19 protein-coding genes are annotated in these 26,576 nt (G+C 61.1%); 6 read left to right on the plus strand and 13 right to left on the minus strand.

Annotated features, from left to right (window positions below; genetic code table 11):
• Positions 1-148 precede the first annotated feature (148 nt).
• Complete coding sequence (locus RAN89_RS01875) at positions 149-2,728, plus strand: cation-translocating P-type ATPase (protein ID WP_313867978.1); 2,580 nt, start codon at positions 149-151, stop codon at positions 2,726-2,728.
• Here RAN89_RS01875 and RAN89_RS01880 read toward each other — a convergent pair whose 3' ends face one another.
• Both RAN89_RS01880 and alr read right to left on the minus strand, forming a co-directional pair.
• On the minus strand, positions 2,729-3,940 hold the full coding sequence (locus tag RAN89_RS01880; RefSeq protein ID WP_313867979.1) for an HD-GYP domain-containing protein: 1,212 nt from the start codon (positions 3,938-3,940) through the stop codon (positions 2,729-2,731).
• Between the two features lie 6 nt (positions 3,941-3,946).
• The gene (gene alr / locus RAN89_RS01885) at positions 3,947-5,041 is read right to left on the minus strand and encodes an alanine racemase (RefSeq protein WP_313867980.1); all 1,095 of its coding nucleotides are present in this window, start codon (positions 5,039-5,041) and stop codon (positions 3,947-3,949) included.
• Between the two features lie 126 nt (positions 5,042-5,167).
• On the opposite strand from alr, the gene lplT reads away from it, so the two are divergent.
• Complete coding sequence (gene lplT / locus RAN89_RS01890) at positions 5,168-6,451, plus strand: lysophospholipid transporter LplT (RefSeq protein WP_313867981.1); 1,284 nt, start codon at positions 5,168-5,170, stop codon at positions 6,449-6,451.
• Positions 6,452-6,470: 19 nt separating this feature from the next.
• Here the strand turns inward: lplT and RAN89_RS01895 are convergent, their stop codons facing one another.
• Positions 6,471-7,697: a GGDEF domain-containing protein gene (locus tag RAN89_RS01895; protein WP_313867982.1), complete on the minus strand. Its 1,227-nt coding sequence runs from the start codon at positions 7,695-7,697 to the stop codon at positions 6,471-6,473.
• Positions 7,698-7,805: 108 nt separating this feature from the next.
• On the opposite strand from RAN89_RS01895, the gene RAN89_RS01900 reads away from it, so the two are divergent.
• The 3 genes from RAN89_RS01900 (at position 7,806) to RAN89_RS01910 (ending at position 13,745) form a co-directional block, all read left to right on the plus strand.
• Positions 7,806-8,291, plus strand: coding sequence for a glutathione peroxidase (locus tag RAN89_RS01900; protein ID WP_313867983.1), 486 nt, complete (start codon positions 7,806-7,808; stop codon positions 8,289-8,291).
• 160 nt (positions 8,292-8,451) lie between these two features.
• Positions 8,452-11,745, plus strand: a complete 3,294-nt coding sequence (locus tag RAN89_RS01905; protein WP_313867984.1) for an autotransporter family protein — start codon at positions 8,452-8,454, stop codon at positions 11,743-11,745.
• Between the two features lie 161 nt (positions 11,746-11,906).
• Complete coding sequence (locus RAN89_RS01910) at positions 11,907-13,745, plus strand: hypothetical protein (protein WP_313867985.1); 1,839 nt, start codon at positions 11,907-11,909, stop codon at positions 13,743-13,745.
• A 72-nt stretch (positions 13,746-13,817) separates the two neighbouring features.
• Here RAN89_RS01910 and RAN89_RS01915 read toward each other — a convergent pair whose 3' ends face one another.
• The 7 genes from RAN89_RS01915 to glnK form a co-directional block, all read right to left on the minus strand.
• Positions 13,818-14,567 (minus strand): FecR family protein, encoded by a 750-nt coding sequence (locus tag RAN89_RS01915; RefSeq protein ID WP_313867986.1) that lies wholly within the window; start codon positions 14,565-14,567, stop codon positions 13,818-13,820.
• Positions 14,568-14,637: 70 nt separating this feature from the next.
• A complete protein-coding gene (glcF, locus tag RAN89_RS01920) occupies positions 14,638-15,873 on the minus strand; it encodes a glycolate oxidase subunit GlcF (RefSeq protein WP_313867987.1) in 1,236 nt (411 codons plus the stop codon).
• Between the two features lies 1 nt (position 15,874).
• The gene (glcE, locus tag RAN89_RS01925) at positions 15,875-17,029 is read right to left on the minus strand and encodes a glycolate oxidase subunit GlcE (RefSeq protein WP_313867988.1); all 1,155 of its coding nucleotides are present in this window, start codon (positions 17,027-17,029) and stop codon (positions 15,875-15,877) included.
• Between the two features lie 105 nt (positions 17,030-17,134).
• Entirely contained in the window at positions 17,135-18,046 is a 912-nt protein-coding gene (locus RAN89_RS01930) for an SMP-30/gluconolactonase/LRE family protein (protein WP_313867989.1), read from the minus strand.
• Positions 18,043-18,921 carry an aldose 1-epimerase gene (locus tag RAN89_RS01935; RefSeq protein ID WP_313867990.1) on the minus strand — a complete coding sequence of 293 codons (879 nt, stop codon included), beginning with the start codon at positions 18,919-18,921 and terminating at the stop codon, positions 18,043-18,045. Before RAN89_RS01935 ends, RAN89_RS01930 begins: the two co-directional genes overlap by 4 nt.
• Before the next feature lie 149 nt (positions 18,922-19,070).
• Positions 19,071-20,585, minus strand: coding sequence for an ammonium transporter (locus RAN89_RS01940; RefSeq protein ID WP_313867991.1), 1,515 nt, complete (start codon positions 20,583-20,585; stop codon positions 19,071-19,073).
• A gap of 13 nt (positions 20,586-20,598) precedes the next feature.
• Complete coding sequence (gene glnK / locus RAN89_RS01945; protein ID WP_087495551.1) at positions 20,599-20,937, minus strand: P-II family nitrogen regulator; 339 nt, start codon at positions 20,935-20,937, stop codon at positions 20,599-20,601.
• 248 nt (positions 20,938-21,185) lie between these two features.
• Here glnK and RAN89_RS01950 point away from each other — a divergent pair, with 248 nt between their 5' ends.
• Positions 21,186-22,739: a YifB family Mg chelatase-like AAA ATPase gene (locus RAN89_RS01950; RefSeq protein ID WP_313867992.1), complete on the plus strand. Its 1,554-nt coding sequence runs from the start codon at positions 21,186-21,188 to the stop codon at positions 22,737-22,739.
• A gap of 91 nt (positions 22,740-22,830) precedes the next feature.
• On the opposite strand, the gene RAN89_RS01955 is transcribed toward RAN89_RS01950, so the two are convergent.
• The 3 genes from RAN89_RS01955 to RAN89_RS01965 are packed head-to-tail and all read right to left on the minus strand — an operon-like array spanning position 22,831 to position 26,572.
• The gene (locus RAN89_RS01955; protein WP_313867993.1) at positions 22,831-23,910 is read right to left on the minus strand and encodes a tetratricopeptide repeat protein; all 1,080 of its coding nucleotides are present in this window, start codon (positions 23,908-23,910) and stop codon (positions 22,831-22,833) included.
• Positions 23,907-24,824: an ExeA family protein gene (locus RAN89_RS01960; protein WP_313867994.1), complete on the minus strand. Its 918-nt coding sequence runs from the start codon at positions 24,822-24,824 to the stop codon at positions 23,907-23,909. The genes RAN89_RS01955 and RAN89_RS01960 overlap by 4 nt, the downstream gene beginning before the upstream one ends.
• Positions 24,824-26,572 (minus strand): secretin N-terminal domain-containing protein, encoded by a 1,749-nt coding sequence (locus tag RAN89_RS01965; protein ID WP_313867995.1) that lies wholly within the window; start codon positions 26,570-26,572, stop codon positions 24,824-24,826. The genes RAN89_RS01960 and RAN89_RS01965 overlap by 1 nt, the downstream gene beginning before the upstream one ends.
• Positions 26,573-26,576 lie beyond the last annotated feature (4 nt).

Genomic DNA, 26,576 nt, shown 5'->3' on the forward strand with positions numbered 1-26,576 from the left:
TACCGAACTGCGCAAACCATGCGCCAGATCACAGACGGCAACGCCCTGCATCTCTAGCATGGTGAAAAGTGCCCCGGGAGTTTGCTACTAAATCAGGAGCTGCTCGCGCACATTCCAAAAGGGCTACATGCCAATTTCACCTGAAACAATGGCCCCCACTGCCGACAGCACTGCCCACCAAGGCCTGAGCAGCGCACAAGCCGCCGAGTTGCTGGCCACCCACGGCCCTAACGCCCTGCCCGGAACCGGCGCACGGCGCTGGACCGCCATCGCCCGCGAAACGCTCACCGAGCCGATGTTCCTGCTACTGCTGGGGGCTGCCGTGTTCTACGGCCTGCTGGGCGACTGGCAGGAGGGCGGCATTCTGCTCGGGCTGGTGGTGATGGTGGTGGCGCTCACGCTCTACCAAGAGGGCAAAACCGAACACGCCATGCAGGCCCTGCGCCAACTCGCCAGCCCGCAGGCCCAGGTGCTGCGCGACGGCAAAGCCCAAGCCGTACCGGGCAGCACGGTGGTGCCCGGCGATGTGCTGGTGCTGGCCGAGGGCGACCGGGTGGCCGCGGATGCCGCGCTCTTGAGCGGCAGCGATGTGATGGCGGACGAGTCCATGCTCAGCGGCGAATCGGTGCCCGTTGAAAAGGCCGCCAGCGGGGGCGACGCCGCCCTCTTCGGCGGCACCCTGCTGGTGCGCGGCCACGGGCTGGCGCGGGTGGAACAGACCGGCGCGGCGTCGGCCATGGGGCGCATCGGCAGCGCCTTGGACGGCTTGGGCCCGGAAGACTCTCCGCTCAAGCAGCAAACAACCGTGCTGGTCCAACGCCTGGCGGTGGTGGCCGGTGTTGCCAGCTTGCTGCTGATATTGGCCAGCGGGCTGATGCACGGCAACTGGACAGCCGCACTGCTCTCGGGGATCGCGCTGGCCATGGCCTTGCTGCCGCAGGAGTTCACCGTCATCCTCACCGTGCTGCCAGCATTGGGTGCCTGGCGGCTTGCCAAGCAGCAGGTGCTGACCCGCCGCCTGGCCGCCATTGAAACTCTGGGGGCGACTTCGGTGCTGTGTGTGGACAAGACCGGCACCCTGACCGAAAACCGCATGCGGGTGGCCGCCTTGTTGGCCTATGGTGGCACGGCAGCAGATCAAATTCTGGCCCTCCCTGACGGCGAACCCCACGCGCTGCCGGAGGCGTTTCACCGCGTGGCCGAGTACGCCATTCTGGCCAGTGTGGAGGAGCCGTTTGACCCGATGGAACAGGCCTTCCACCGGCTGGGCGCCCAGACCCTGCAAGACACCGAGCACCTGCACCGCGACTGGACCTTGGTGCGCGAATACGGCCTGAGCCCGCAACTAAGGGCCATGTCGCATGTGTGGACGGCCGATGACGGCGATGCCCACATCGTGGCCGCCAAGGGCGCGCCCGAGGCGGTGTACGACCTTTGCCACCTGCCACCCGCCGAATTGGCCCGTGCCCAAGCGGCAGCCGCTGCATTGGCAGACCAAGGGCTGCGCGTGCTGGGTGTGGCCTCCAGCCGGGTGCCGGGTGCGGCGGGCACCATCACCCTGCCGGGGCAGGAGCACGATTTCGACTTCACCTTGCTCGGCCTCATCGGGTTGGAAGACCCGCTGCGCCTGGGTATTGCCGACTCGGTGGCGGAGTGTTTACAGGCAGGTATCCGGGTGGTGATGATCACCGGCGACCACACCGGCACGGCCACTGCCATCGCAAAACACGCGGGCATCCTCACCGCAACCACAGGGCCGGGTAACACGGCGGCCCATGAAGTGCTCAGTGGAGACGACATTGACACGCTGGACGACGCAGCCTTGCGCGAGCGCATGCGCCACACCCGGGTGTGCGCCCGGGTGGCGCCGGTGCAAAAGCTGCGCATCGTGCAGGCCTTGCAGGCCGAAGAGCAGATCGTGGCCATGACCGGCGACGGTGTGAACGACGCCCCTGCCCTCAAAGCGGCCCATGTGGGCATTGCCATGGGCCAGCGCGGTACCGATGTGGCGCGCGAATCCGCCGCGCTGGTGCTGCTGGACGACAACTTTGCGTCCATCACTGCCGCGGTGCGCTTGGGCCGGCGCATTTTCGACAACGTGCGCAAGTCCATGGCCTATGTGCTGGCGGTGCATGTGCCGATTGCCGGCATGGCGCTGCTGCCGGTACTGCTGGGTTGGCCGACCGCCTTGCTCCCTTTGCACATTGCCTTTCTGGAGCTGGTGATCGACCCGGCCTGCTCCATGGTGTTTGAAAACGAGCCCGCCGAGCAGAACGGCATGCAACAGCCCCCGCGCGATGTAAAGGCCGCTTTGCTGGACCGCAGCACGCTCTGGCAGGCATTGGCCCAGGGCGTGGTCGGCCTGATGGCGATCATGGGTGCGATGGCCTGGGGCTTGGCCCATGCCAGCCCGGAGCATGCGCGCACGCTCGCGTTTGCAACCCTGCTGCTGGTCAATCTGAGCCTGATCTTCATGAACCGCAGCGCGCAGCTGAACCCGCGCGCCTGGTTGCTGCGTCCCAATGGCGTGTTGTGGGGCGTATGTGCGGTGGCACTGGGTGTGTTGCTGGCCATGGTGTACGTACCGTGGATACGGCAATTGGCAGCTTTCGCGGCACTGAATACCGAGCAATGGGCGGTGTGCGCAGGCTTGGTAGCGCTTACCTTGCTGGCCTGCGCGGGTCTGAAATGGGCAGGCCGCCAAGACCCCAATCTGGCGGGAGCCTGATCAGGCCTTGGGCAGCCGGCTGCGGGCGCGCTGCACCCGGTCGGCACTGACGGCTATCTTCACCGACTGGAAGTTCAGGGGCGTCACCAAAGCCCAAGTCGGGTCGTTGGTGTCGCGACAGATGTACTGCACCACGGGCATGCTGTTCTTGTCCATCACCGGTACCACCCAGGGGGCATTGGCCCGCGTGCCCCGCTGGGCGACGACCGCGGTGTCGCCATTGGCGAGCAAGACAAACGTGCCCGGGGGGTAGAAGCCCGTGGTGGTGGCCATCGCAGCACCCACATTGGCTGCATCGCCCTCCGTACCTGCGAATATCGATTTGGCGGCAGCAATCGGCGGCAAGGGCGAGCGGGTTTTGCGGGCCGCCATTTTGGCGACGAAGGCGTCCGCCGTGGCCAGCACGCGGCGCGCCATGCGGTTGCGGGGCAAAGCCTCGGTGCTCTGCGGGTGGTGGTGCCAGCGGACCAAATCCAGCGTGTCCTCGTCTTCCAACCCCAGGTTGCGCAAGGTGTCGGCACTCAGGCTTGCATGCTCAGCAATCAGCTTGCGCTGCCACTCCGTAGGCGCACTGTTTTGGCGGGAGAGGCTGTCCTGGTCGCGGGCCATGCCGATGTTCTGGGTCAGGGCTGCGTCCAGCAGGCTGCGTCGCAGGCTCGCGTCCAGACCCAGTTTCTCCGCGGTGAGCAGGCTGATGGCTGCAGTGAGCAGCGCATGGGTGGAGCAGTAGCCCAGGCTGTTATCACCCAGCATCTGGAACAGGCGAAACAAGGCATCGTCCGCATCAGCCGCCAGCAGCTTGAGTACGGTGCGCGCGATGCCGTCCAGCCGTGAAAGCGGGTTGATGGCCAAGCCACCTTGGTAAAGGATGCCGCGCAGCACGTCCTGCAAATCCGGCCAACCGCCGCTCAGCGGGGTACCCACTACATAGTCCACCTCGCGGATGCGGGAGGGCATGGGCGCTTTGGCAATGGTTTGCACATCCACACCATCGCGCAGCATCTCGTGCACCATGCGCTCGTAGGCGCGCTGCCAGGCCATGGCGTCGCCGGGTGTGGAACTGGCGTTGAAGGCGTGGAGCTTGTGCCGGTGCTGCTCGGACACAATGGGCTGCCCTTTCTTCAAGAGCAGCTGACCGGTGTCGCTCCAGATATCAATAGGCAAAGGCCGGCCCACTTCCAGCATGGCAATCGGAATGGGCACATATTTCATGGGGCGCTAGTCTGCCACGACCACCGGTACCCGTTGCGCGAGTGCACACATCAGTTCATAGCCCACGGTGCCGGCCGCCGCGGCAATTTCGTCAATCGGCAGTACCGCACCGTTGGCCGCGCGCCCCCACAACGTGACTTCGGAGCCCATGCCGGCCTGAGGCACCGGGTCGAGGTCGACGGTAATCATGTCCATGCTGACGCGGCCCACCACGCGGCTGCGCACACCGTTGATCAGCACCGGCGTGCCGGTCGGGCAGATGCGGGGGTAGCCGTCGGCATATCCACAAGCCACCACGCCGATGCGCATGGGTTTGTCGGCAACAAATGTGGAACCATATCCCACTGTGTTGCCCGCAGACAGTGCGCGGGTAGCTATGATTTTTGCAGCAAGTGTCATGGTGGGCTGCAGGCCCCAGTGGGCAATGTCATGCTCCGGGTAGTCCGGCGCACTGCCATACGTGGCAATGCCGGCACGCACCCAGTCTGACACCAGGCCGGGGCCGGAATGGCGCAGGGTGGCCGCGCTGTTGCTGACGGTGCGCTCACCGGGCAGGTCGTCAGTGGCCTGCTTGAACACGGCCATCTGGCCGGCAATGCCTTTGGGGCCGTCGGCGTCGCTGAAGTGGGTCATGAGCGAAATTTCGTCCACCTGGGGCAGCGCATTCAGGCGGGTCCAGGCCGAGCGCACCTGCTCCGGCTGGAAGCCCAGACGGTTCATGCCGGAGTTGACCTTGAGGAACACCCGGTGTGGCTCGTTGGTTTTGTGGATGGCCAGCATGTCGATCTGCTCCTGGCAGTGCACCGTGTGCCACAGCCCCAGGCGGGAGCACAACTCCAGGTCGCGTTGTTCAAACACGCCCTCGAGCAACAGGATGGGCCCGCGCCAGCCCAGGTTGCGCACCCGCTGGGCTTCCTCCAGGTCCAGCAGCGCAATGCCGTCGGCACCCCGCAAGCCCTCGAACGCACGCTCGATGCCATGGCCATAGGCGTTGGCTTTGACCACGGCCCAGATGCGGGCATCCGGCGCGGCGCGGCGGCAGATTTCCAGGTTGTGGCGCAGGGCCTGGGTGTGGATCGTGGCTAGTATGGGACGTGGCATGGAGTGAGAGGCAAGAAGGGACTGCGAAGATTTTGACATTCCGCGCCGTGCTATAACCGTCGCACGTTTGGAGACTCACAACAATACCCTGCGCATTAGCCCCGCTAATACGCCTTGACCCCACCCATGAAACGCGGCTTCTTCACCATCATGTCAGCGCAGTTCTTCAGCTCGCTGGCCGACAACGCCTTGTTTGTGGGAGCCGTCCAGCTATTGCGTAGTTCCGGTTCCCCGGAGTGGCAGCAAGCTGCGCTGGTCCCCATGTTTGCCTTGTTTTACGTCGTTTTGGCTCCTTTTGTGGGTGCTTTTGCGGACGCCCTGCCTAAAGGCAAAGTCATGCTGATCAGCAACAGCATCAAGATCGTGGGCTGCCTGTTGATGCTTTTTGGCACCCATCCACTCATGGCCTACGCCATCGTGGGTCTGGGTGCTGCAGCCTACTCGCCGGCCAAGTACGGCATCCTGACCGAGCTGCTGCCCGCCTCCCAACTGGTCAAGGCCAATGGATGGATTGAAGGGCTGACGATCGCGTCCATCATTCTGGGCGTCTTGCTGGGTGGACAACTGGTGGGCCCAATGATTTCGGGCGCGCTGCTGTCATTGGACTTTCCATTGATAGACACCAGCATTGACACCGCACCGGAAGCGGCCATCAGTGTGCTGATTTTTGTCTACCTGATAGCCGCCTGGTTCAATACCCGCATCCCTGAAACCGGCGTGAGCATGCGGCCCATGCCCAAGAACCTGCTGAGCCTGTTGCCGGACTTCTGGACTTGCAACAGCAAGCTCTGGAAAGACAAGCTGGGGCAGATTTCCTTGGGGACGACCACGCTGTTCTGGGGCGTGAGCGGCAACCTGCGCTACATCGTGCTGGCCTGGGCGGCGGCAGCCTTGGGCTACAACGTTACCCAAGCCTCCGCGCTGGTGGGAGTGGTAGCCATAGGCACTGCCGTCGGTGCGGTGGTGGCCTCTTTGCGGATGCGGCTCGAACATGCGGTGAACGTGATCCCCCTGGGCATCGCCATGGGCCTGCTGGTGATCTTGCTGAACTTCATCAGCAACGTCTGGGTGGCCGCTCCGTTCTTGATTCTGCTGGGTGGCCTGGGCGGCTTTTTGGTGGTTCCCATGAATGCCTTGCTGCAGCACCGGGGCCACAATCTGATGGGTGCCGGTCGGTCTATCGCGGTACAGAACTTCAATGAGCAGGCGTGCATCCTCGGCCTGGGCGGGTTCTACGCCTTGTCGACCAGCCTGGGCCTCTCAGCATTTGGCGCCATCAGCGCGTTCGGCATGGTGGTGGCCGGCTTTATGTGGCTCATCAAACGCTGGCATGAGCGCAATTGCCGCGAGCACCCAGCAGTGGTGAACCATTTGCTGGACATCGCACGCAACGACAACCTGCACGGCTGATCCACGATCCTCCCAACCTTCAGGACTCGGGCTTGAACTCCGAAGCCTCCGGGTCAGCGTACTCCACACGGTCACGCCCCAGTTGTTTGGCGACATACAAAGCCCGGTCTGCGGCGGCGTAAATGGCATCGACAGTGGCATTTGCATGTGCAGCAACGCTGCTGACGCCGAAACTTGCGGTGATGGCGATGCGCCCGCCGTCGAATTCAATGGTGGTGCTTCGCACGGCATCCCGTAGCTTGTTTGCCACCTGCAGTGCGCCCTCCCGGCCCGTGGCCGGCAGAAGCACTATGAACTCTTCACCTCCCAAGCGGGCCGGCGTATCCGTGGCGCGCAATGCCTGGTTCAGGCAGGCAGCAGTGGCCTTGAGCACGGCATCGCCTCCGGGGTGGCCGTAGCGATCGTTGATTTTCTTGAAAAAATCCAGGTCGACCATGATCACGGCGGTTTCACAAGGCACACGCGTGGCGCGCAGGAGCTCCATCTGCGCCAGACGGATGAACTCGCGTCGGTTGTAGAGCCCGGTGAGGGCGTCGTGGTCGGCCAGAAAAGCCAGCTCCTGCTGCTGGACCACCAGGGCTTCGTTACTGCGCTTGAGTTGTCGGCGCAGCAGTACAGACTTGGCATATTGCGACCAGTTCATCCACGCCGTCACCAAAGCCAAAGCCGGTGCTACCGCGGCAATGACGTGCAAGCTGGTGCGCTGCATGGGGTTCACCGGTGCATGCTCCAACATGTAGGCGAATACCAGGTAGGTCATGCCGAATACGGGTACGGAAATGGCTGGCCGCGTCAGCGAGAGAACACCGAACATGATGCAAATCATGAGGTAGCTGGCCAGCCCGGCCCCGGCGTTGAACACCAGGTCAATCAAGGTGACATGGGCGCCGAAGTAAAGGTACAAACCTGATACCGCAATCTGCAGCGCTATCGCGGCAGCATTGGCGCGCTGCCGCCGGCGCAACAGCGCATGTGTCAGCAAACCGGCAATCACCACACCCACAAATGCAGCCAGTTGGGCACCGACCAGGGCGCGGGCCCATTGCGCCAATTCAGGATGCGCGGCGGGTGGCGAGTAGGCCGCAAACAACAGCGCAAGGATGGCGTGCAAAGGCGCAGTAAAACATGCAACTGCACGGAAGCGACGCAGCGACTCCATGGTGGCCTCGCCCTGCACCTGTCGGTTGGCTTCTTGCGAGGCGCGCCAGCGGGCGAGAAATCCGGCAATCCCTTGTGATGGTTCCACGCATGGTCTCCTTCCCCACAGCAAATCTTCCCAGCATTGGCATGCCAGCACAAGCTCTTTGCGCAACTGGTATGGTTGAGATCAAAGTTTGTCCACCGAGGAGTTTTTATGACGCGCGTTTACGACTTTGAAGCCCAGACCATCCAGGGAAAGACGGTTTCATTGAAGGAGTTCGAAGGCAAGACCATGCTGATCGTCAATACGGCCAGCGCTTGTGGTTTTACCCCGCAGTTCGCCGGGCTGGAGGAGCTGCACAAAGCCTATGGCGACCGCGGGTTGGTGGTGCTGGGCTTCCCCTGCAACCAGTTCGGCGCCCAGGATAGTGGCAGCAACGATGAAATCTCTTCGTTTTGCCAACTCAACTATGGCGTGAGTTTTCCCTTGATGGCGAAGATTGAGGTCAACGGCAGTGGGGCCCACCCCCTGTACCAGTGGCTGGTGAAAGAGGCGCCGGGTCTGTTGGGCACCAAGGCCATCAAATGGAATTTCACCAAGTTTCTGATCGGCAAAGACGGGCAGGTCCTCAAGCGCTATGCGCCGACGGACACACCCGCCAGCCTGGCCAAGGATATCGAGGCAACACTCGCCGGTTGATGTCACTTGCGGCGCAATTGCGGGGAGATGTTGAGAGAACGCAACACTGGCAGGTGCTTCCACCAACCAACTGTCTGGGTAAGCCCCACCAAATCAGGACATTTCTGTAAAGTCCCTACAAACTGACCGGATTTGGTTAGGCATTCTTTGGGGTCTGGGGATGATGCATCACCGCTTGCTTCAGTACGCGCGGTCTATTGCGAAAGGTCTGCTGGCAGCTGTCTTGTTAGGTACAGCGTTTCAGCCCGTTCATGCTCAATCGGTAGCCACCGCTGCGGCCCTCTACAACAGCAATGTAAACGGCACGTGGTCCGCATGCACAGGCTGCCACCTCTCCAACCCTGCGCCGGACACAAGCACCAATCCGTACCCCAACCATCTGACTGCATCCAACAACTTCGCGTTCCTCAAGTCCGCGATGTCTCCCGGGGGTCTGATGTATGCCCAAATTCCCGGCACATTACCTACAGACGACCAAATCCGAACCTTGTCCATGTACATCGGGCAGTACAAAGCACCGATTGCAGCCAACAGTTCTGCATCTACCCCCCAAGGGGTCGCCAAAGTTATTGATGTCTATCCTTTGCTGTTAATCGACGGTTCCAGCGGGGTAGCCGCAGACAACGGTCTCTCTGCCGGCACGCCTGCGCACGGAACCACATCTGTCGCCATCAATACCGCCACGGTTCCGGTGCAGTACAACATCACTTACATCCCCGCTCCCGGCTACTCGGGATCAGACAGTTTCACATTCACCATCTCCAACGCTGCGGGATCCACCACCAAGACGATCACAATGACCGTGGCCCCGGTTCCGGTGATCTCGAGTCCCACGTTTGTCAATCTGCAGACGGGTGTCACCATGTCGAGCAATGTCCAGATCGTGGCCTCAAACACGCCCACTTCCTACGGCATGACACCAATCCCCAATGGGTTAAGTTTGAACACGACGACAGGCGTTATCTCTGGTACGCCCACTACACCGGGCACGACCAGTGTCACCCTGTCTGCCACGAATGCCAACGGGACCGGTACGCGGGTGGTGTCATTCACTGTGGGCACACCCGCGCCCGGCGTATGCAATGTGTCTACAACGTTCAACACTGCCACAACCTTTGACCTGAGCAGCTGTTTTGGATTTACCGACACAGCGCACTACACGGTCACAGGCATGACTTTGCTATCCACGCCGACGCATGGTTCGGCTAGCATTTCGGGCAACAACGTCACCTACACGCCGGCCAACGGGTATTTTGGTACCGACAGCTTTACGGCGAAGGGGAACTTCCAGGGTGTAGGCCTCTCCTCCACAGGTACCGTCAATATCACGGTTACGGGGCGTCCCGACCCGACCAAAGATGCGGCTGTGACGGGGCTGCAGAATGCACTGGTTGAAACCAGTCTGCGGTTTTCCAGAACACAAGCGTTCAATTACAGCTTGCATCTGGAAAACCTCAGAGCCCGCAACAAACGGACCGACGCCATGGTGCAATCCTCGGGGTTTGCACGCACACAGGCTGACCGCCCCGCTACGCTACAAGCTTCGGAACGGCTCGCGAATCTGGGCGTCAACAACGCCACCCAGCTGGCTCCCGGAACGACGCCAGCGTCGCTGCCATTGGCCACGGGACTGGCGTTCGCGGCCAGAGAGTCGGGACTGGGAAATCATCCCCTTTACGCTGTTGCCACGGGTTTGGTGCAGAGCGGCCAATTGGACCTGGGCCGGCTATCCAGAGGGCTGAGTGATGACCTGTCCGCCAACCCGCCATCCGCCACCAAAATGTGGCTGGAGGGTGTCATCAGCTTCGGTAGCCGCGATGCCTCCGGTACTGTGAGTGCCACCGACTTCAGCTCCAGTGGGGTGACGGTAGGGACTGACCTGGTCATCAGCGACAAGCTGACTGTAGGCATGGGACTTGGTCTGGCCAAAAACACCACCAACATCGGAACGGACGGAACCCGCACCCAAGCCCGGGGAACTTCGGTCGCGGTGTACGGCAGTTACCAAACGGGCACTGTCGGGTTTGTAGAAGGCATGCTCGGCGTGGGAGTGATGGATTTCGACATGAGCCGCTATGTGTCAGGTGCCAATGCCTATGCAGTGAGCAACCGAAAGGGATACCAAGTGTTCGGATCCCTGGGAACGGGCCTGGAGTTCCGGGAGAAATCCAACATGATCTCCCCCTACCTTCGCTTGGACTTCTCGACCGACAAACTCGGAGAAAACACGGAGACCGGTGCAGGCACCTATTCGCTGACCTACTTTGACCAAACCAACTCGGCCCTGCAAGGCACTCTGGGCTTGCGCGGGGAGTCAACCCATGCGACCCCCTTTGGTTGGGCGATACCACGGGCCCGCGTGGAGTGGCGGCAAGACCTGAGCAACAGGAGTGAGGCGGCCATGGCGTATGCCGACCAGATCAACGGCACCCGCTATGCCATCTCCTCCAGCGGCAGCCAGCGGGGTGCTTTTGTGTTGGGGGTGGGTAGCGAATTCATTTTCCGCGACGGGTGGGCTTTCGGCTTGGATTACCAATTGACCCAGATTGCGAACTACGAATCCAGCTATGCATTGCGGCTCAAGCTCGTCAAAGAACTCGGTGCCAAGGGCTTGCCGAATCTGCTCCAAGGCGTCGAACAGGAATTTGAGAATGGCAATGACATTCAAGTGGATGCCGGGTACACCTGGGACGACAACATTACCCGGGCCAAACTCAATTCCGACATCCGTGCCGACAGCATTTACACCTTCAATGCCAGCCAAACCCGCATGTTCTTCTTGGGTGGCAACTCCCGCTTGCTACTGACCGGTGCGGCAGGCGGGGAACGCTTTCAAACCTACAACGGCTTGAGTAATCTCAACCTGACGGGGGAGGCTGCTCTCCAATACCGCGCTGACGCTGAATATGACACCCCGACTTATGGACTCCTCTTCAAGGCTACAGCGCTCAAACACCAGTCGAGCCTGCGGGATGGCTACAAATATTCGATGGGCTTGACGGCATCACGCCCACTGACGGACCGCATCACGGTATTCGGTGCACTTTCCACCAACCGCCGCTCTGCCAACAGTGCCGTGTTCCAGACAGCGGACACCGCATTGCGCTTCAACATGGATTACAGCCTTAGAAACCATGGCACGCTCTACCTCAGCGGTGAATACCGTGAGGGCGACATCGTATCCACAGGTCTCTCGTCTCTCGAAAACATCACGCTCGCCAAGGTCTTGGTGCAAGATGATGCGTACATGGGTGGCAAGTTCTTCAGCTACCGCTTTGGCGGCAGTACCGTGTTGGCTACCTTGGGCTACAACATCGGGCTGGGTGCCAGAGACTCCATGGATTTCTCCTGGCGCTACGTGGAGTCCACCCCAACACTGCGCCCCACCTGGGCGACCTCCCCGCGCAGCTACACGGCCAACCAGCTGTCGGCCAGCTATTTGATGCGTTTCTGAATATGCCGATACGCCACACACCCCCTCTTCTCGTCTGTTGTGTCTTTTGCATCAGCGTCCTGCTCCAGGCATGTGGTGGCGGAGGCAGCGGGAACAGTTCCGGGGGCGACGTAGACCCCACATCCAAAGCAACAGCGGCAACCAGCGGTCCGGACAGTTATTTGCTCTTCCCCAACCCGCAGCGCCAGAGCGATGGCACCAACCAGGTAGATTCGGCCGCCTACGCCAACGCCTATTACGCTGCCATTGACCCCAACAATGAGCGCGACACGCTGGCAAAGTTCAAGGCCAAAAATGGATTCGGGACCACCGGCGCTGGCATCACCGAAGAGACCATCATCATCGGCGACCAACGGGATTTGGGATACGGACGCAAAATGACCGCGCGTCGGGACAGCAACACCGGCAACATTGCGTTTGTGGTGGAAAACTACATGGTGGGTGGCTATGGCGGCTACTCTAGCCTCAGCCTTCAGGCTGCCATCGTGGGCGAAAACAAATGGCACTTGGGCACCAATGCCATTGAATTCAGCGCAGTGGAGAGCGGTACCTCCAATCCCACGCCCAATTCAGTCAAATTCGTCAAGCTCTACACCTACGACCCGATCACCGGCGCGCGGCTCACTGCAGCGAACTTGGACGGGCGGGGAAACAAGGCATTGCCCACCATCTGCATTACCTGCCACGGCGGACGTGGCGACCCACTGACGCCCAGCGGACTGTTCCCCAGGATCAGCAACTCGGCATCAGGGGCGCGCGGCGATGTGGGCGCACAGTTGCATGGATTTGAACCTGCGTCCTTTGACTTCTCTACCTTGTCCGGCTACACACGAGCAGCTTTGGAAGGAAAAATAAAGACCATCAACCAGATGGTGCTGTGCGCCCATAACCTGCCCAACGGTACCTCTACACCCACGGGCTATTCTGAAGACAGCTGCAGACGTGTTGCCAATCCCAACGAGTACCAGGGAGCGGCAGCAGCTCACCTGAAAAACATCTACGGTGGCAATGGCCTGCCCAACAGCAGCAGCGAAACCACCGACAGCTATGTGCCTTCGAGCTGGGCCACTGCTGGACAAGTGGATTTGTATAAAAAAACTGTCACCCAAGCATGCCGTGTCTGCCATGGCATCCGGGGTACGGGCAACCAGTCCGACATCAACTTCGAGGAATTTACAGCTTTTGATGGCTATGCCGACCGGATCAAGGCACACGTGATCGATCGGGGCAACATGCCTTTGGCCAAGTTGGTGTACGACAAATACTGGAGTACCCCGGACATGTACAACACCATGGCCAACTACCTGAGCGGCAAAGGTTACGCTGACGCCACCCTCAAACCCGGGCGCGCCGTGGCGGACCCCGGTCCGGACCGGGTGGTAAAGACACTGACGCCCACACTCTCCGCCGGCATGAGTCTGTACTCCACGAGCTACAGCTGGACTGTGACCTCCGTACAGAGTGGCCAGACAGCCAGCTTGAGCAGCAGCACTGCAGCCAATCCGATATTGACCGTCAGTGGTGCAGGGACGTACACCGTTCAGTTGGTAACGGCCAATGCCAGTAGTACCAGCACCGCCAAGACACTGACCATCAAGGTAGACCCTGTGCTGGCATGGGATCCTGCAGCTTTGCTTTTCAATCCGGACATCCGGACCATTCTCCAGCAAGCCAGTGGTGGCAATTGTGTTTCTTGTCACGTCAGTGGCCAAAACGTGAGCACCACTTCGGGGGTGCCGCCGATCTATTACAACGATTTCGATCGGGCAGGAACGGGAAACGCCACCGACGTTACAAACCGCAATTGGCTCTACACCGAGGTACGGGGACGCATTAACTTTACCGACATTGTCGCCAGTCCCTTGCTGCGCAAACCCTCCGGCAATCACCACAATGGCGGGCTGCGCAGTGGCTTCAACACATCAGCCGCATTGGGAGATGCGGCGCGTACTGACTACGACAAGTTCGTGGCATGGATACTGAACGGCGCGCCGGAATAAGGCCGCAGACATAGTTGGGGGAGATATCAGCCCCCTTTCTCTTTACTCATGATTGAATAGCGGCGATCCCTATCAATACGAGCGCCGCGGTCCGGTGTAGCTATCCTTGGAAAACACAAATGGACTGGTGCGGCCGACCAAGGTTTCAATCAACGCCAATTCTTGGTCCGTGTGATTCACAAACGGGGCGCTACGAATGTTCTTGCCTTTGGCCGCGTCCTTGACAATGTAAAGTGGCCGGTCATGATGGCGTGCAACCACTTCCTCCCGGCTTTCCGGATCGTCATTGGCTTGGACCACGGTTGACCCGTAGCAGGTGCAGAAATAGGTGAGGTCCGGGTCGGACTCAATATAAAACCCGGTTCCCCGGATGCCGATGGTGGAGGCCGATGTCTTGACCGACATCGGGGAATTGCGCGACACAGAGAGCAGCTTGCCCGTCAACATCCGCAAGCCGCCAATCACATAACCCGTCACAGATGTATCCGGTGCGGTGCTCGGCGACTCAATCTCCAGCTTGCTGTCACCTCGCAGAATCATGGCGTGAGTATTCACCACGAAAATCGCTTCGCTGCTCTTGCCCGTCTGCACCGTATCTCCGGGCTTGATGGTTGTGCTTAGAGTCGCGGGAATGTTATTCACCCGTACATCACCGGTGATTCCATAGATGGATTGACCGGGTGGCAATTTTGCGGGCTTGCTACCAAAAATGTTGAGGCCCTGCGCCATGGCTTGCGGCAACGCCGCACCGAACCATCCAGCCGCGAGAGCCCGCACCAGCCATTGACGGCGTGGATCGTCGAAGTCGTCGTGTGAATTCATAAGCACCCTGAATTGGTTGAAAACCAGGCGCCTCTTGTCGGGGCGCTAGCGTGCATTATGAAAGCAAGGATCAGCCGGTGGAAGTCAATGCGGCATCCAACACTTCCACCCAGTGACGGACTGCGGTTTCGGTACCACTCTGCAGATGGCTGATGCATCCGATATTGGCACTGATGATGACCTCGTGGGCGGCAGGTGCCAGATGGCCCAGTTTGCGGTCACGTAGCTGGTAGGAAATCTCAGGATTCAGCACCGAATAGGTGCCGGCCGACCCACAACAGAGGTGGGCCTCGTTGGCAGCGACCCGCACGGCGAAGCCCAATGCGGCCATATGCGTCTCGACGCCACCCTTGAGCTTCTGGCCGTGCTGCAATGTACAGGGCGGGTGGAACACCAAGGCAGGCGTGTCAGCGCCGAGCTGCAGGCGTGGTTTCAACACGGGCACGAGTTCCGGCAATAGCTCGCTCAAATCCTTGGTCAACGCGCTGATGCGGGCGGCCTTTTCCGCGTAGACCGGGTCATCGCGCAGGATGTGGCCATAGTCTTTCACGGTGGCGCCGCATCCGGAAGCATTCATCACCAAAGTGTCCACGCCTTGCTCAACGTAGGGCCACCAGGCATCGATATTGGCGCGCATTTGGGCTTTGCCACCGTCCTGGTCGTTCAGGTGGAATTTCACCGCACCGCAGCAACCGGCGGCGGGGGCTACGACAGGCTGTATGCCTGCCGCATCCAGCACGCGTGCGGTGGCGCTGTTGATGTTGGGCGACATGGCGGGTTGCACGCAACCGGCCAGCATCAAGGCTTTGCGCGCATGGGTCCGTGCGGGCCAGGCGCCTGCATCCTGCGGCACCGGCACCTTGTTTTTCAGGGCCTGGGGCAAGAGCGGACGCACCAGCTGGCCCAGCTTCATGGCCGGCCCGAACAGGGGAGACGGCAGGCCCTCTTTGAGAGCCCAGCGCAGGGCTTTTTCGCCAGCGGGGCGGGGCACTTTGGCATCCACCAGTTTGCGGCCAATGTCTACCAGATGCCCGTAGTCCACACCGCTGGGGCAGGTGCTTTCGCAGTTGCGGCAGGTCAGGCAGCGGTCCAGGTGCATCTGGGTTGCGCGGGTGGGTTCTTGCCCCTCCAACACCTGTTTCATCAGGTAAATGCGGCCGCGTGGCCCATCCAGCTCGTCGCCCAGCAATTGGTAGGTAGGGCAGGTCGCGGTGCAAAAGCCGCAGTGCACACATTTGCGAAGAATGGCTTCTGCGGCCTGGCCATCGGCGGTATTCTGGTATTCGGGGGCGAGGTGGGTTTGCATGTCAGAAGTCGGAGTAGAGGCGACCGGGGTTGAAAATGCCGCCCGGGTCGAATGCAGCCTTCAAGCGCTTGAGCAAAGCGCCCTGCCCCGCAGATTGCGAATGATTTTGACACTTGGCGCCCGTAGTATCTGCGCCAGCAGCTACAAAAACAGTAGCATTTCCGCCCGCAGCTTTGGCGGCCGCCTGCAAGCGTGCGCCTGCCTGCAAGGGCGCCCAGAGCCAACGCAGGCCGCCATGCCATTCCACCAACTGGGGCCAGGGCAGGTCCAGCACTGGCGCAGTCTGGGCGACCGACAGGCGCCACAGCACGTAGTCGGCTTGGCCTCCAGCGGTGAAGAAAGGGAGCTTCTGGTCGCGGCACAAGGCCCAATCTGCAGCCGCTTGCGCAGTGTCCATACGCTCCCCGGGCACCTCTTTCAGCATGCGAGCGCACGCCGCTTCCACAGCCGCTGCAGCACCCCGCAGCCGGACAAACAACAGATCCCGCCCCGCTTGCCCTGCAGTTGCGTCATGCACCCAGCAACTGGCATTCAAGGGCAAGGGCTCGCCGCCCCAGCGGTGCAAGTGCTCCAGTGCGTCCGCTTGTGGCAGGGGGAACACCAAAGTCGCCTCACTGGGCGCAAGCGGCAGCACCTTGAGGGAGACCTCGGTGATCAAACCCAGCGTGCCCATGGCGCCTGCCATGAGTCGCGACACGTCATAACCCGCCACATTCTTCATGACCTGGCCCCCGAAGGTGAGCAGCTCGCCATGACCGTTGATGAGTTGGAGACCCAGCACATAGTCGCGCACACTGCCTACGCTGGCGCGGGCCGGACCGGCCAACCCGCTGGCCACCATACCCCCGACGGTGGCTTGGCTGGCACTGCCGGACCATCCGAAGTGCGGCGGCTCGAAGGGCAGGCACTGCCCTTGGGCGAGCAAAAGCTTTTCGAGCTCTGACAAAGGCGTGCCTGCAGCTACGGTGACCACCAGCTCGCTGGGAGCGTAGTCCACCACTCCGGTCAAACTGCGGGTATCCAACAAAGCTGCCGGTTGCAGACAGCCAACAAAGTCTTTGCTGCCGCCACCACGGATCTGCAGCGGCGTGCGCTGCGCAGCGGCTTGGCGGATCTGGTCAACGAAGGGCTGAAGGGCGTCGGAAGATGGGGACATGGCGGCAATGGTAAGCGGCCGCTCCTGCCCCTTGTGTGAATTTTTTGAACGCAAAAGCGCCGGAAATTTGCGCCCCGCGTTGGCAGCGCACGACTTGCCAGGCTCTCAATCCGCGAAAAAATGGACCGGCAGACCGGCCACATCGACCCGCATGAAAAACACCGCTCCCGACAGGGGAAACTGCACCAGCTCGGCCGCACTGCGGCCGTGGCGCGCAGTGGTGATGTACAGCGTTTTAAGGTCCTCGCCCCCGAAGCAAGGCATGGTCGGGCACTGCGCCGGGGTCTCCCAGCTGGCGAGCAAACGGCCATCGGGCGCGAATTTGCAGATGCGCCGCCCCTCGAACATCGCGGCGTAATAGTTACCCTCTACATCCACGGCGGCACCGTCGGGCCGGCCGGCGTAGGCCGTGTTTTCGAACGTCCATCCCGCGGGTTTGGGCTCATAAGTGCGCCAAACCCGGTGCGCGCTCAGGAGGTTGGACGCGAGGTCATAGTCCCAGGCGTGGGTGAGGTGGTTGGGCGTATCCGACCAGTAGACGGCGCCGTTGTCGGGGCTCCATGCCAAGCCGTTGGCGGTCAACGCGTCACCGGCATGGCGCTGCACTATGGGGCTGCCGGAGCGGCAGTCCACCGAAAAGAGCTCTGCTGCACGGCCGGCCTTGGGTTCATCAATGGTGCCTACCCAGAAACGCCCCAGTGCATCGCACTTGCCATCGTTGGCACGAATCACTGCGGTGTCGTAGGGCAAGGTGGCAATGCGCTCAAGCTCGCCGCCCCACTCCTGCGCGCGGAACACCCCGTCGCGCAGGGCGATGACCAAACCACCCTTGGCAGCCGGTGCAATGCAACCGGGCTCGCTGGGCATGTCCCAACGCTGCACAAAGCCCATGTAAATATTGGCACGCAAGATTGCCTTGCCGGGAATATCCACCCAATACAGTTGCTGCTCACTCGGATGCCAGAACGGGGATTCACCCAGTTCGAACACGTCGTCGCTCAGGGCCTGCCAGCTCATGCCTGCACCTCTTGGGTAGAACGCACTTCCACCCGCATGCTGCAACTGAAGCTTTCACCCGGCTGCAAGATGACGACCCCCAGGCTCTCTGCGCTGGCGCCGGTGGCACCCATCAGGTTCAGCGCGTTGTTCACATGGCTTACCGGCTCCACGGCGATGTTGTCGCGCTCTGGCGTGGTGAACACCACCAGGCGGCTGAGCGCAGAGCGCACGGTGACCTGCAGTTGGCTGTCCTTGAGCGTGAGCACACCATCCCAGCCGTCAAAACAATGGTCCACCGTTAAGGCGGCGGTCGCTTGACTCAGCCCGGCATGGGGCTCGCGATGGGTAGGTAGTTTGTCGGCCGCCATTTCCCAGCGGCCACTGGCTGCGAACTGCACTGTCGCGTCGGGACGCTTAACGAAGTAGGGGTGCCAGCCCAGTCCCACTGGTGCGGGGGTCCGGCTCTGGTTGGTCACGCTCAGACTCATGTCCAGGGCGTCGCCTTCGAGTTTGAATACTTGCGAGCAATCAAAGTCAAACGGCCAGGCGGCGTCTGCCTTGTGCTCCATAGCCAGCAAAGCGAAGCTCTCCGTGCTCTCCAACACCGTCCAGGGCCGCTCCCAGCCGATGCCGTGGATGGTATGGGGTTCGGGGTCAAAGTTTTTCACCAACGGGTGGCTGGTGCCGGACCATTGCAGCTGCCCATAGCCGATGCGGTTGGAAAATGGCACGAGCGGAAAGCTCGCTGATTGGCGCACGCTCGTGAGCTCTGTGCCCTGGGTAGACCGCATCACCGGAACCTCATTCATCCACATGCCGGCAATGGAGCCGCCGAGTTCGGGGCAGATGTCGCAGCGCAAGGGTCCATGGCGCAGGGTCAGGGGCGTACTCATAGAGGGATTCCGTTTAGAAGAGTGAATGCAACAGCGTGGCATTGTGCACCGCCCGGGCACAAAAAAGCCCGGCAACCTCACGGTTACCGGGCTCAAGTCTCAAGAAGAAACTACTTTGAAACTGCAGCGCAGTGCGCTGCGTTCAGTGCTTAGCGGTTGTAAGCAGTTTCACCGTGGCTGGAGATGTCCAGACCTTCGCGCTCTTCTTCTTCAGAGACGCGCAGACCGATCACCAGGTCCACCAATTTGAAGGCAATGAATGCCACCACACCGGACCACACCAGGGTCACCAGCACGCCTTGCAACTGGATCCACACTTGGCCGCCGATGGAGTAACCATCAGCAACCTTGTTGGCCACGTAGTCGTACACGCCGGTGCCACCCAGGGAAGGCGATGCGAACACACCGGTCAACAAAGCGCCGACGATACCGCCAACACCGTGCACACCGAACACGTCCAGAGAGTCATCAGCACCCAGCAGGCGCTTCAGACCGTTCACACCCCACAGGCAGGCAAAGCCGCCGATCAGGCCGATGGCGATGGAACCCATGGGGCCCACGAAACCGCAAGCAGGAGTGATAGCAACCAGGCCAGCCACTGCACCGGAGGCAGCACCCAACATGGAAGCCTTGCCGCGGGACAAAGCTTCACCGGTAATCCAGGCCAAGGTAGCAGCAGCAGTTGCCAACAAGGTGTTGATGAAGGCCAGAGCAGTCAGGCCGTTGGCTTCGAGGTTGGAGCCGGCGTTGAATCCGAACCAGCCGAACCACAGCATGGCAGCGCCCACCATGGTCAATGTCAGGCTGTGAGGAGCCATGGGTTCCTTGCCGTAACCGATACGCTTGCCCACTACGTAAGCACCGACCAAGCCGGCAACCGCGGCGTTGATGTGCACCACAGTGCCACCAGCGAAGTCCAGTGCGCCCTTGGCCCACAGGTAACCCGCAGCAGCCACCACTTTTTCCAGGGAAGCAGCGTCAGTGATCGCATCAGGGCCGGCCCAGTACCAGACCATGTGAGCCATGGGCAGGTAGCTGAAGGTGAACCAGAGCACGCAGAAAGCCAGCACGGCAGAGAACTTGATGCGCTCGGCGAATGCACCCACGATCAGAGCGCAGGTGATGGCAGCAAATGTGGCTTGGAAGGCGACGAATGTCAGCTCAGGAATCACCACACCTTTGCTGAAGGTAGCTGCCACCGAGTCCACGGTGATGCCCTTCAAGAACAGCTTGTCGAAAGTACCGAAGAAGGCACCGTCACCGCCGAATGCCAAGGTGTATCCGTAGACAGCCCACAGCACATAGATCAGTGCGGTCACTACGAACACCTGCATCAGCACGGACAGCATGTTCTTGCTGCGGACCAGACCGCCGTAGAACAACGCCAAGCCGGGAACTGTCATGAACAGAACCAGCGCAGTGGAGATAGTCATCCAGGCGGTGTCGCCCTTGTTGGGAACGGGAGCAGGTGCAGCAGCAGGTGCCGCTTCAGCAGCGGCAGGAGCAGCTGCGGGGGCTGCTGCAGGTGCAGCGGCTTCAGGAGCGGAGGCAGTGGCCGCGGGCGCATCAGCGGCGGGAGCGGCGGTTTGGGCCAGGGCGAATGTTCCTGCTGTCAGCAGGCTCATGCCGAGCGCCAGCGTGGCGAGAAGTTTTTTCATGTTCATGCTCTCTTTCTTTTTACAGCGCTTCTTTGCCGGTTTCACCGGTACGGATACGCACCACTTGTTCCAAGTCGTAGACAAAAATCTTGCCGTCACCGATCTTGCCGGTACGGGCTGCACCCTCAACAGCCTCGATCACGCGCTCCACCAGAGCGTCGTCAATCGCTGCTTCAATCTTGACCTTGGGAAGAAAGTCCACCACGTACTCTGCACCGCGGTACAGCTCTGTGTGGCCCTTTTGACGGCCGAAGCCTTTGACTTCGGTCACGGTAATGCCTTGCACACCCATGCCGGACAAGGCTTCGCGCACCTCATCGAGCTTGAACGGTTTAATGATGGCCGTCACGAGTTTCATGTGTTCACCTCAGCTTGATAGTTGATTACAGAGTCCGGGCCTGGTCTCAGGTCTTGCCAGGTTTTTGGAGCTAGGGTCGATAAAGCAGAAGCCGTGCCAAGTTGTCTGAAAGCTTGCATTAGCAAAAATCCCCATCGATTAGGCGGGCTTACGCTAAGATACCTGTATAAAACCACAGCATGCACTGCTTTAGTGCAGAGTCGCGCAATGCACCGAGTTATTGCGCACCTTTTTGGGAAGTCAGGGTTATGAGCTTGTCTTTGGTGCAAAGTCGCGCCTTATTGGGGCTGGAAGCGGTGCAAGTGACGGTGGAGGTGCATCTGGCAAACGGTTTGCCGAGCTTCACCCTGGTCGGTCTGGCGGATGTGGAAGTCAAAGAAGCCCGCGAGCGGGTGCGCTGTGCCATCCAGAACAGTGGTCTGGAGTTCCCGAACAACAAGCGGATCACCGTAAACCTTGCCCCGGCCGACCTGCCCAAAGATTCCGGGCGACTGGATTTGCCGATTGCGCTGGGCATTCTGGCGGCCAGCGGGCAGATCGATGCCGGTGCATTGGCCGGATTTGAATTTGCGGGGGAGTTGTCACTGTCCGGTGAATTGCGTTCTGTGCGAGGCGCTTTGGCCATGGCTCTGGCTTTGCGCAAGACCAGCGCCCGCCCGCAATTGGTATTACCGCCCGGCAACGCTGAGGAGGCAGCGCTGGTACCCGACTCCAGGGTCATCCGTGCGAGGCATTTGCTGGATGTGGTGCACCACTTTGCACCGGGAGGCCAAGCCAAGGATGCCGATGGCACTCCCTTGGAACAGGACCCCGACGGATGGGTACGGGTAGAAGCTGCAGCTCCTCAGCGCGCCAGCATCGGCCCGGACCTCGCTGATGTCAAAGGGCAGGTAGCCGCCAAACGTGCCTTGGAGATTGCTGCCGCCGGAGGCCATAGTCTCCTGTTGGTCGGCCCGCCAGGCTCCGGAAAGTCCATGTTGGCGCAGCGGTTTGCTCATTTGTTGCCGGATCTGGATACCGATGAGGCCTTGGAAAGTGCAGCCATTGGTAGCTTGTGCGGACGGTTTGATATGCAACGATGGGGGCAGCGCCCCACCTGCAGCCCGCACCACTCTGCGAGCGCCGTGGCCTTGGTGGGCGGGGGCTCACCTCCACGCCCCGGTGAAATCTCGTTGGCGCACCACGGTGTCTTGTTTCTGGATGAACTCCCGGAGTTTCCACGCCCTGCCCTGGAGGCGCTGCGGGAGCCGCTGGAGACCGGCACCATTACCATTGCTCGGGCCGCCCGGCGTGCCGAGTTTCCGGCACGATTCCAGTTGATTGCGGCCATGAACCCCTGCCCTTGCGGTTATCTGGGCTCCAGCATCCGGGCCTGTCGCTGCACGCCGGACCAGGTTTCGCGCTATCAGGGCAAACTCAGCGGCCCCTTGATGGACCGCATCGACCTGCATGTCGAAGTACCGGCTTTAGCTGCGGAAGACCTGCTGAACAGCACACCCGGCGAGGGCAGTGCTGCCATCCGCGAACGCAGCCAAATTGCAAGGGCGCGCGCTGTCCAGCGCCAAGGCAGCAGCAACCAGGCGCTCGCAGGCCAGGCCATTGACCAGTTTGTGGCGCTGGATCCGGCAGCCTCCAAGTTTTTGCAAACTGCCGCAGCGCAATTGGGGTGGTCCGCCCGCAGCACCCACCGGACCCTGAAGATTGCGCGCACTATTGCGGACCTCTCAGGTGCGGAATCCACCCAGCTGGCCCATGTGGCCGAAGCCATGCAATACCGTCGCGTCCTGAAGGCAGCAGGCTGAGGCAATCGCTACATTTTTAATAGCTGCTTGCGCACAATCAGCGAGCGCCAGAGCCTGATTTTCTTGCCGCCGCGAGGTAGGCAGCACACGATCAAGGTTTGTCGTTGAGTGTGACCCCCTGCTGTCGCAGGTAGGTAAGCACCTCTTTGCTGACCGGCGCAATGGCGCGTGCTTTCTCTGCCAACTCTGCCGCCGCAACCAACTGGCCCAAAGCTGCCTGGGACACTGCACTCCCCAGCAACCAGCGCTGCTCGGCAGGACGGGCCTGCAAGGCAGTGGCATAAAACTGCAGCGCATCCTGATGCCGGCCCAAACGCTGTGCGGCATTGGCACGTACGGCCCACAGGTCCGGCTGGGCGACCATGAGTGGCTCGTAGCGGCCCAACAATTCCAGAACCGCCGCAGCCCTGCCTTGCGCCAGTTCCATGCGCGCCAATTCGCGCAGCAGTTGCAGCTGGGTCGCGGCAGGAGCTGGTGGGCTGGCACGTTCGGCCGTGTGCAGTGTGTCTTGCAAAAGCTGGATGGCCGTATCCTGAGATCCGCTGCTGCTGAGCGCCTGGGCTTGAGCAAGCACATCGCGGGTCGCATTTTGTTGACGCTGCGCAACGACAACCGGATCAGGACCAGAAGCTGCGGCCGCCACCGCCACCGCCACTGGCGCGGTTGTAGCAGGCGAAGAAGAAGACACCAAACTGGCGGAGGAAGCAAGCTTCAATCCCCCGGACTCCGGCGAAGGAGCCATTGGCCGCGGCTTTTCCGCAGTCACCACTGGCGCAAGAGCTGCCGGCTTGGCAGGCGCTGCTGTGTCTGTGTGTGAAAGTGCAGAAGACTCTTTCACAGGCACCGAAGTTGCCATGGCGGGCGGCTGCGCAGGCGGAGCCTGCACCGCCGACTGCAGTTCCGGCTGCACAACTTGCGCACGACCCGCAACGCCCGGCACGATTTCAGGCAATGACGTCGATGGACGGAGCCACAACCACCACGCTGCCAGCCCGAGCACTAGCAATGCAGCGCAGCCGCCCCCCCACAGCAGGGCCCGATGGTGGCGGGCCTTCACAGATGTAGTGATATGGGGCACAGCGGCAGCGCGGACTCCGGCCCGCAAGGCGGGATCGAGGGTGGAGGCGGTACGCTGGTCCAAGTCACGCAGCATTTTGTTGATCACACTCATTCGTACACCTCGCCTGCCGTCCGTACCGCCGTGCTTTGGCGAGAACTACCGCTACGTAACCATCGCCACCAGCGGGCAGGTCCCCGAAAGGGCTTTGTCAGCCCGGGTGTATCCACTGCCGCCAACTTCACATGCGCCATGCTCACCCGGTGCACACCCTCCCCATATGCCAACATCAGGCATTTATGGGCCAGAATATTGACCAGTCGAGGCACGCCGGCGCTGATTGCGGCCATGTGCTGCACAGCATCCACCTCAAAAACATCCAGATCCGTATGTTCACTCAATGCCGCACGGGCCAAGCGATGACGCAAATAGTCGCCCACCGTCCCTGAGGCCATGGGGCCCAAGTATTCGCTAAAGGTAATGCGTTGCAGCAACTGCCGGATCTCCGGCCGCGCCAGTTTGGTGTCCAGGTCCGGCTGCCCCAGCAGTACTAGCTGAATCAGTTTGCGTTTCTCGGTTTCAAGATTGGACAGGAGTCGAAGGCTCTCCACGGTCCGGACCGGAATGGCCTGTGCCTCGTCAATGCACACCACCACGCGCCGGCCATGCACAGCGTGCTCCAACAAACAGCGACCGATGGTGGTCATCACCTGATGCCGGTGTTGGCGGTGGCTCACTTTCAGGCCCAGTTCCGCTGCAAGTGCCAGAAGCAAATCGTCAGGGCCCATATCCGGGTTCGGTATGTAGGCCGTCACGCACTCGTCCTGCAGCGTTTTGAGCAATTGGCGGCAAAGCACGGTCTTGCCACAGCCCAGCTCGCCGACCACCTTCAGGAAACCCTCGCCGCTGCGCAGCGCCACCAGGAGCGTGTTCAGTGTGGCTTGGGCGCCTTCGTGAGCAAAGTAGAAATCAGTATCCGGCGTGATGGAAAACGGGGCCTCACGCAGCGAAAAGTGCCCCAGGTACATTACTTCGCCGAGCCGTCAAGCTGGATGACGCGGGCGCGGGTAGCGTCCATGTCATCGATGGCCGCACGGGCCCGGCGGCCTTGTGCCTCCCAGTCCGCCGAAGACCGGATGATGGTAGGCTTGATCAGCACAATCACTTCCTTTTTGCGGCCCTGGGTGGCACGGTTGCCGAACAGCGCGCCCAAGCCGGGCATGCTGGTCGTGCCGGGAATGCCGGATGCGTTGCGGCTGGACTCCAACTGCATCAAACCACCAATCGCCACGATGGAACCGTCCTGGATCCGGACCAAAGTATCTGTTTCATTCACGGCGCTGGAAGCCAAGGGCAACTTGAAGTTGCCGGCGCTGCCCAGATCGATCTGCTTGGACTTTTCAGTGACCGTGGTCAGCGAGGGGTGCACGTGCAGCGTGACATTGACGCCGTCATCGATTTGCGGTGTCACGTCCAGAGAAATGCCCGAAAAGAACGGGGTTAGTGTCACGGTGGGCAAGGTGCTGGTCGTGGTGGTGCTGGAAGTTCCGTTGGTGGAGTTGGTGCCACCTGAAACATTGGTCACAAAGAACTCATCCGTGCCCACCTTCAAGACCGCTTTCTGGTTGTTCAAGGTCGCTACACGCGGGCTGGAGAGAGTTTGTACATCACCCTGCGTTTCGAGAAAGCCCAACACGGCACCGAATTGGCTGGTCGCCAAGGCGAGACCGAACAGGCCGCCACCGGTGGCGACAGAGGGGAATGCCACTGCGCCATTGATGGTGGTGGTGCCTTGCACAAATGCATTGGTACTGGTCACGCCACTACCGATTACTCCGGCTGCCACTTGGGTGCTGCCATCGTTGTTGAATGCACCCCAGTTGACACCACTCTGGTAGCCGTCACGCAATTCGACCTCCACCACTTTGGCTTCCAGCATGACCTGACGCTCCACCGAGGCCTGTGTGGCTTTGAGGAACTTGTCCACCTGTCGCAATTCTTCCGGCATGGCGCGCACGGCCAGAATTCCGGCTTGCGGACTGGCGACAACACTACGTCCCTCCCCGTTGCCGACCAAACTTTTGATGGCCCCGGTCAGCTCACCCCAGAAATCAGATTTGGAGGTGGTCGACACCCGGCTGTTTTCGGGTTGTGAAGACGTCCCATTGGTCGCATTGGCGGTGTTGTTTGTCGTACCCCCCGATGAGGATTGCTGCAACGCCGCGCCCGAAGACACCCGCAGCTCACTGCTGCCTTGCCGCTGTGAGGTGGGGTAATTCAGGCTAAAGACACGCGTCTGCAGGGTCGGGGCATAGACGGTGATGCGCCGCCCCTCTATCTTGAAGTCATAACCGTACACATCGCGAATGGCCTCCAGCGCCTCCAAGACGGTAACGCCGCGCAGGGTCACCGACAATGTGCCGCTGACATCAGGATGCATGAGCATGCTGTAACGGGTGTCCGCCACGATGGCGAGGAACACTTCCCGCGCCTGCGCGTTGTTCACCAGCAGGTCCAAGCGAGGCTCAGGCGCAGGGGCCACCACGGGTGGGGGAGGCTCCGCCAGTGCCTCGCTGACCTTGGCCGGCACTACCGCGCTGGGTTTGGGTGCCACCGCCGGAGGTAAATCGGCCTTGATGGCCGCGCTGACATCGGGGGTACGCAAGGGTCGATCCAACGCGCCGCATCCACTGAGCAGCGCGCCCCCTAGCAGGGAAACTACAAGAGGCGCGTAGCGCCCCAACAGAAATACAGACATGGAAGCAGAAGAGTTCATGGGT

The organism is Rhodoferax mekongensis (assembly GCF_032191775.1).
GTDB classification, from domain to species: Bacteria; Pseudomonadota; Gammaproteobacteria; order Burkholderiales; family Burkholderiaceae_C; genus Allorhodoferax; species Allorhodoferax mekongensis.

What these genes read in the sequence shown, in the direction of transcription:
- glcF (WP_313867987.1), bottom strand. Translation starts at nt 15,873, where the DNA reads ATGCAAACCCACCTCGCCCCCGAATACCAGAATACCGCCGATGGCCAG.
- RAN89_RS01960 (WP_313867994.1), bottom strand. Translation starts at nt 24,824, where the DNA reads ATGTACCTGGGGCACTTTTCGCTGCGTGAGGCCCCGTTTTCCATCACG.
- glcE (WP_313867988.1), bottom strand. Translation starts at nt 17,029, where the DNA reads ATGTCCCCATCTTCCGACGCCCTTCAGCCCTTCGTTGACCAGATCCGC.
- RAN89_RS01955 (WP_313867993.1), bottom strand. Translation starts at nt 23,910, where the DNA reads ATGAGTGTGATCAACAAAATGCTGCGTGACTTGGACCAGCGTACCGCC.
- RAN89_RS01915 (WP_313867986.1), bottom strand. Translation starts at nt 14,567, where the DNA reads ATGAATTCACACGACGACTTCGACGATCCACGCCGTCAATGGCTGGTG.
- RAN89_RS01875 (WP_313867978.1), top strand. Translation starts at nt 149, where the DNA reads ATGGCCCCCACTGCCGACAGCACTGCCCACCAAGGCCTGAGCAGCGCA.
- RAN89_RS01900 (WP_313867983.1), top strand. Translation starts at nt 7,806, where the DNA reads ATGACGCGCGTTTACGACTTTGAAGCCCAGACCATCCAGGGAAAGACG.
- glnK (WP_087495551.1), bottom strand. Translation starts at nt 20,937, where the DNA reads ATGAAACTCGTGACGGCCATCATTAAACCGTTCAAGCTCGATGAGGTG.
- lplT (WP_313867981.1), top strand. Translation starts at nt 5,168, where the DNA reads ATGAAACGCGGCTTCTTCACCATCATGTCAGCGCAGTTCTTCAGCTCG.
- RAN89_RS01950 (WP_313867992.1), top strand. Translation starts at nt 21,186, where the DNA reads ATGAGCTTGTCTTTGGTGCAAAGTCGCGCCTTATTGGGGCTGGAAGCG.
- alr (WP_313867980.1), bottom strand. Translation starts at nt 5,041, where the DNA reads ATGCCACGTCCCATACTAGCCACGATCCACACCCAGGCCCTGCGCCAC.
- RAN89_RS01935 (WP_313867990.1), bottom strand. Translation starts at nt 18,921, where the DNA reads ATGAGTACGCCCCTGACCCTGCGCCATGGACCCTTGCGCTGCGACATC.
- RAN89_RS01880 (WP_313867979.1), bottom strand. Translation starts at nt 3,940, where the DNA reads ATGAAATATGTGCCCATTCCGATTGCCATGCTGGAAGTGGGCCGGCCT.
- RAN89_RS01930 (WP_313867989.1), bottom strand. Translation starts at nt 18,046, where the DNA reads ATGAGCTGGCAGGCCCTGAGCGACGACGTGTTCGAACTGGGTGAATCC.
- RAN89_RS01940 (WP_313867991.1), bottom strand. Translation starts at nt 20,585, where the DNA reads ATGAACATGAAAAAACTTCTCGCCACGCTGGCGCTCGGCATGAGCCTG.
- RAN89_RS01965 (WP_313867995.1), bottom strand. Translation starts at nt 26,572, where the DNA reads ATGAACTCTTCTGCTTCCATGTCTGTATTTCTGTTGGGGCGCTACGCG.
- RAN89_RS01905 (WP_313867984.1), top strand. Translation starts at nt 8,452, where the DNA reads ATGATGCATCACCGCTTGCTTCAGTACGCGCGGTCTATTGCGAAAGGT.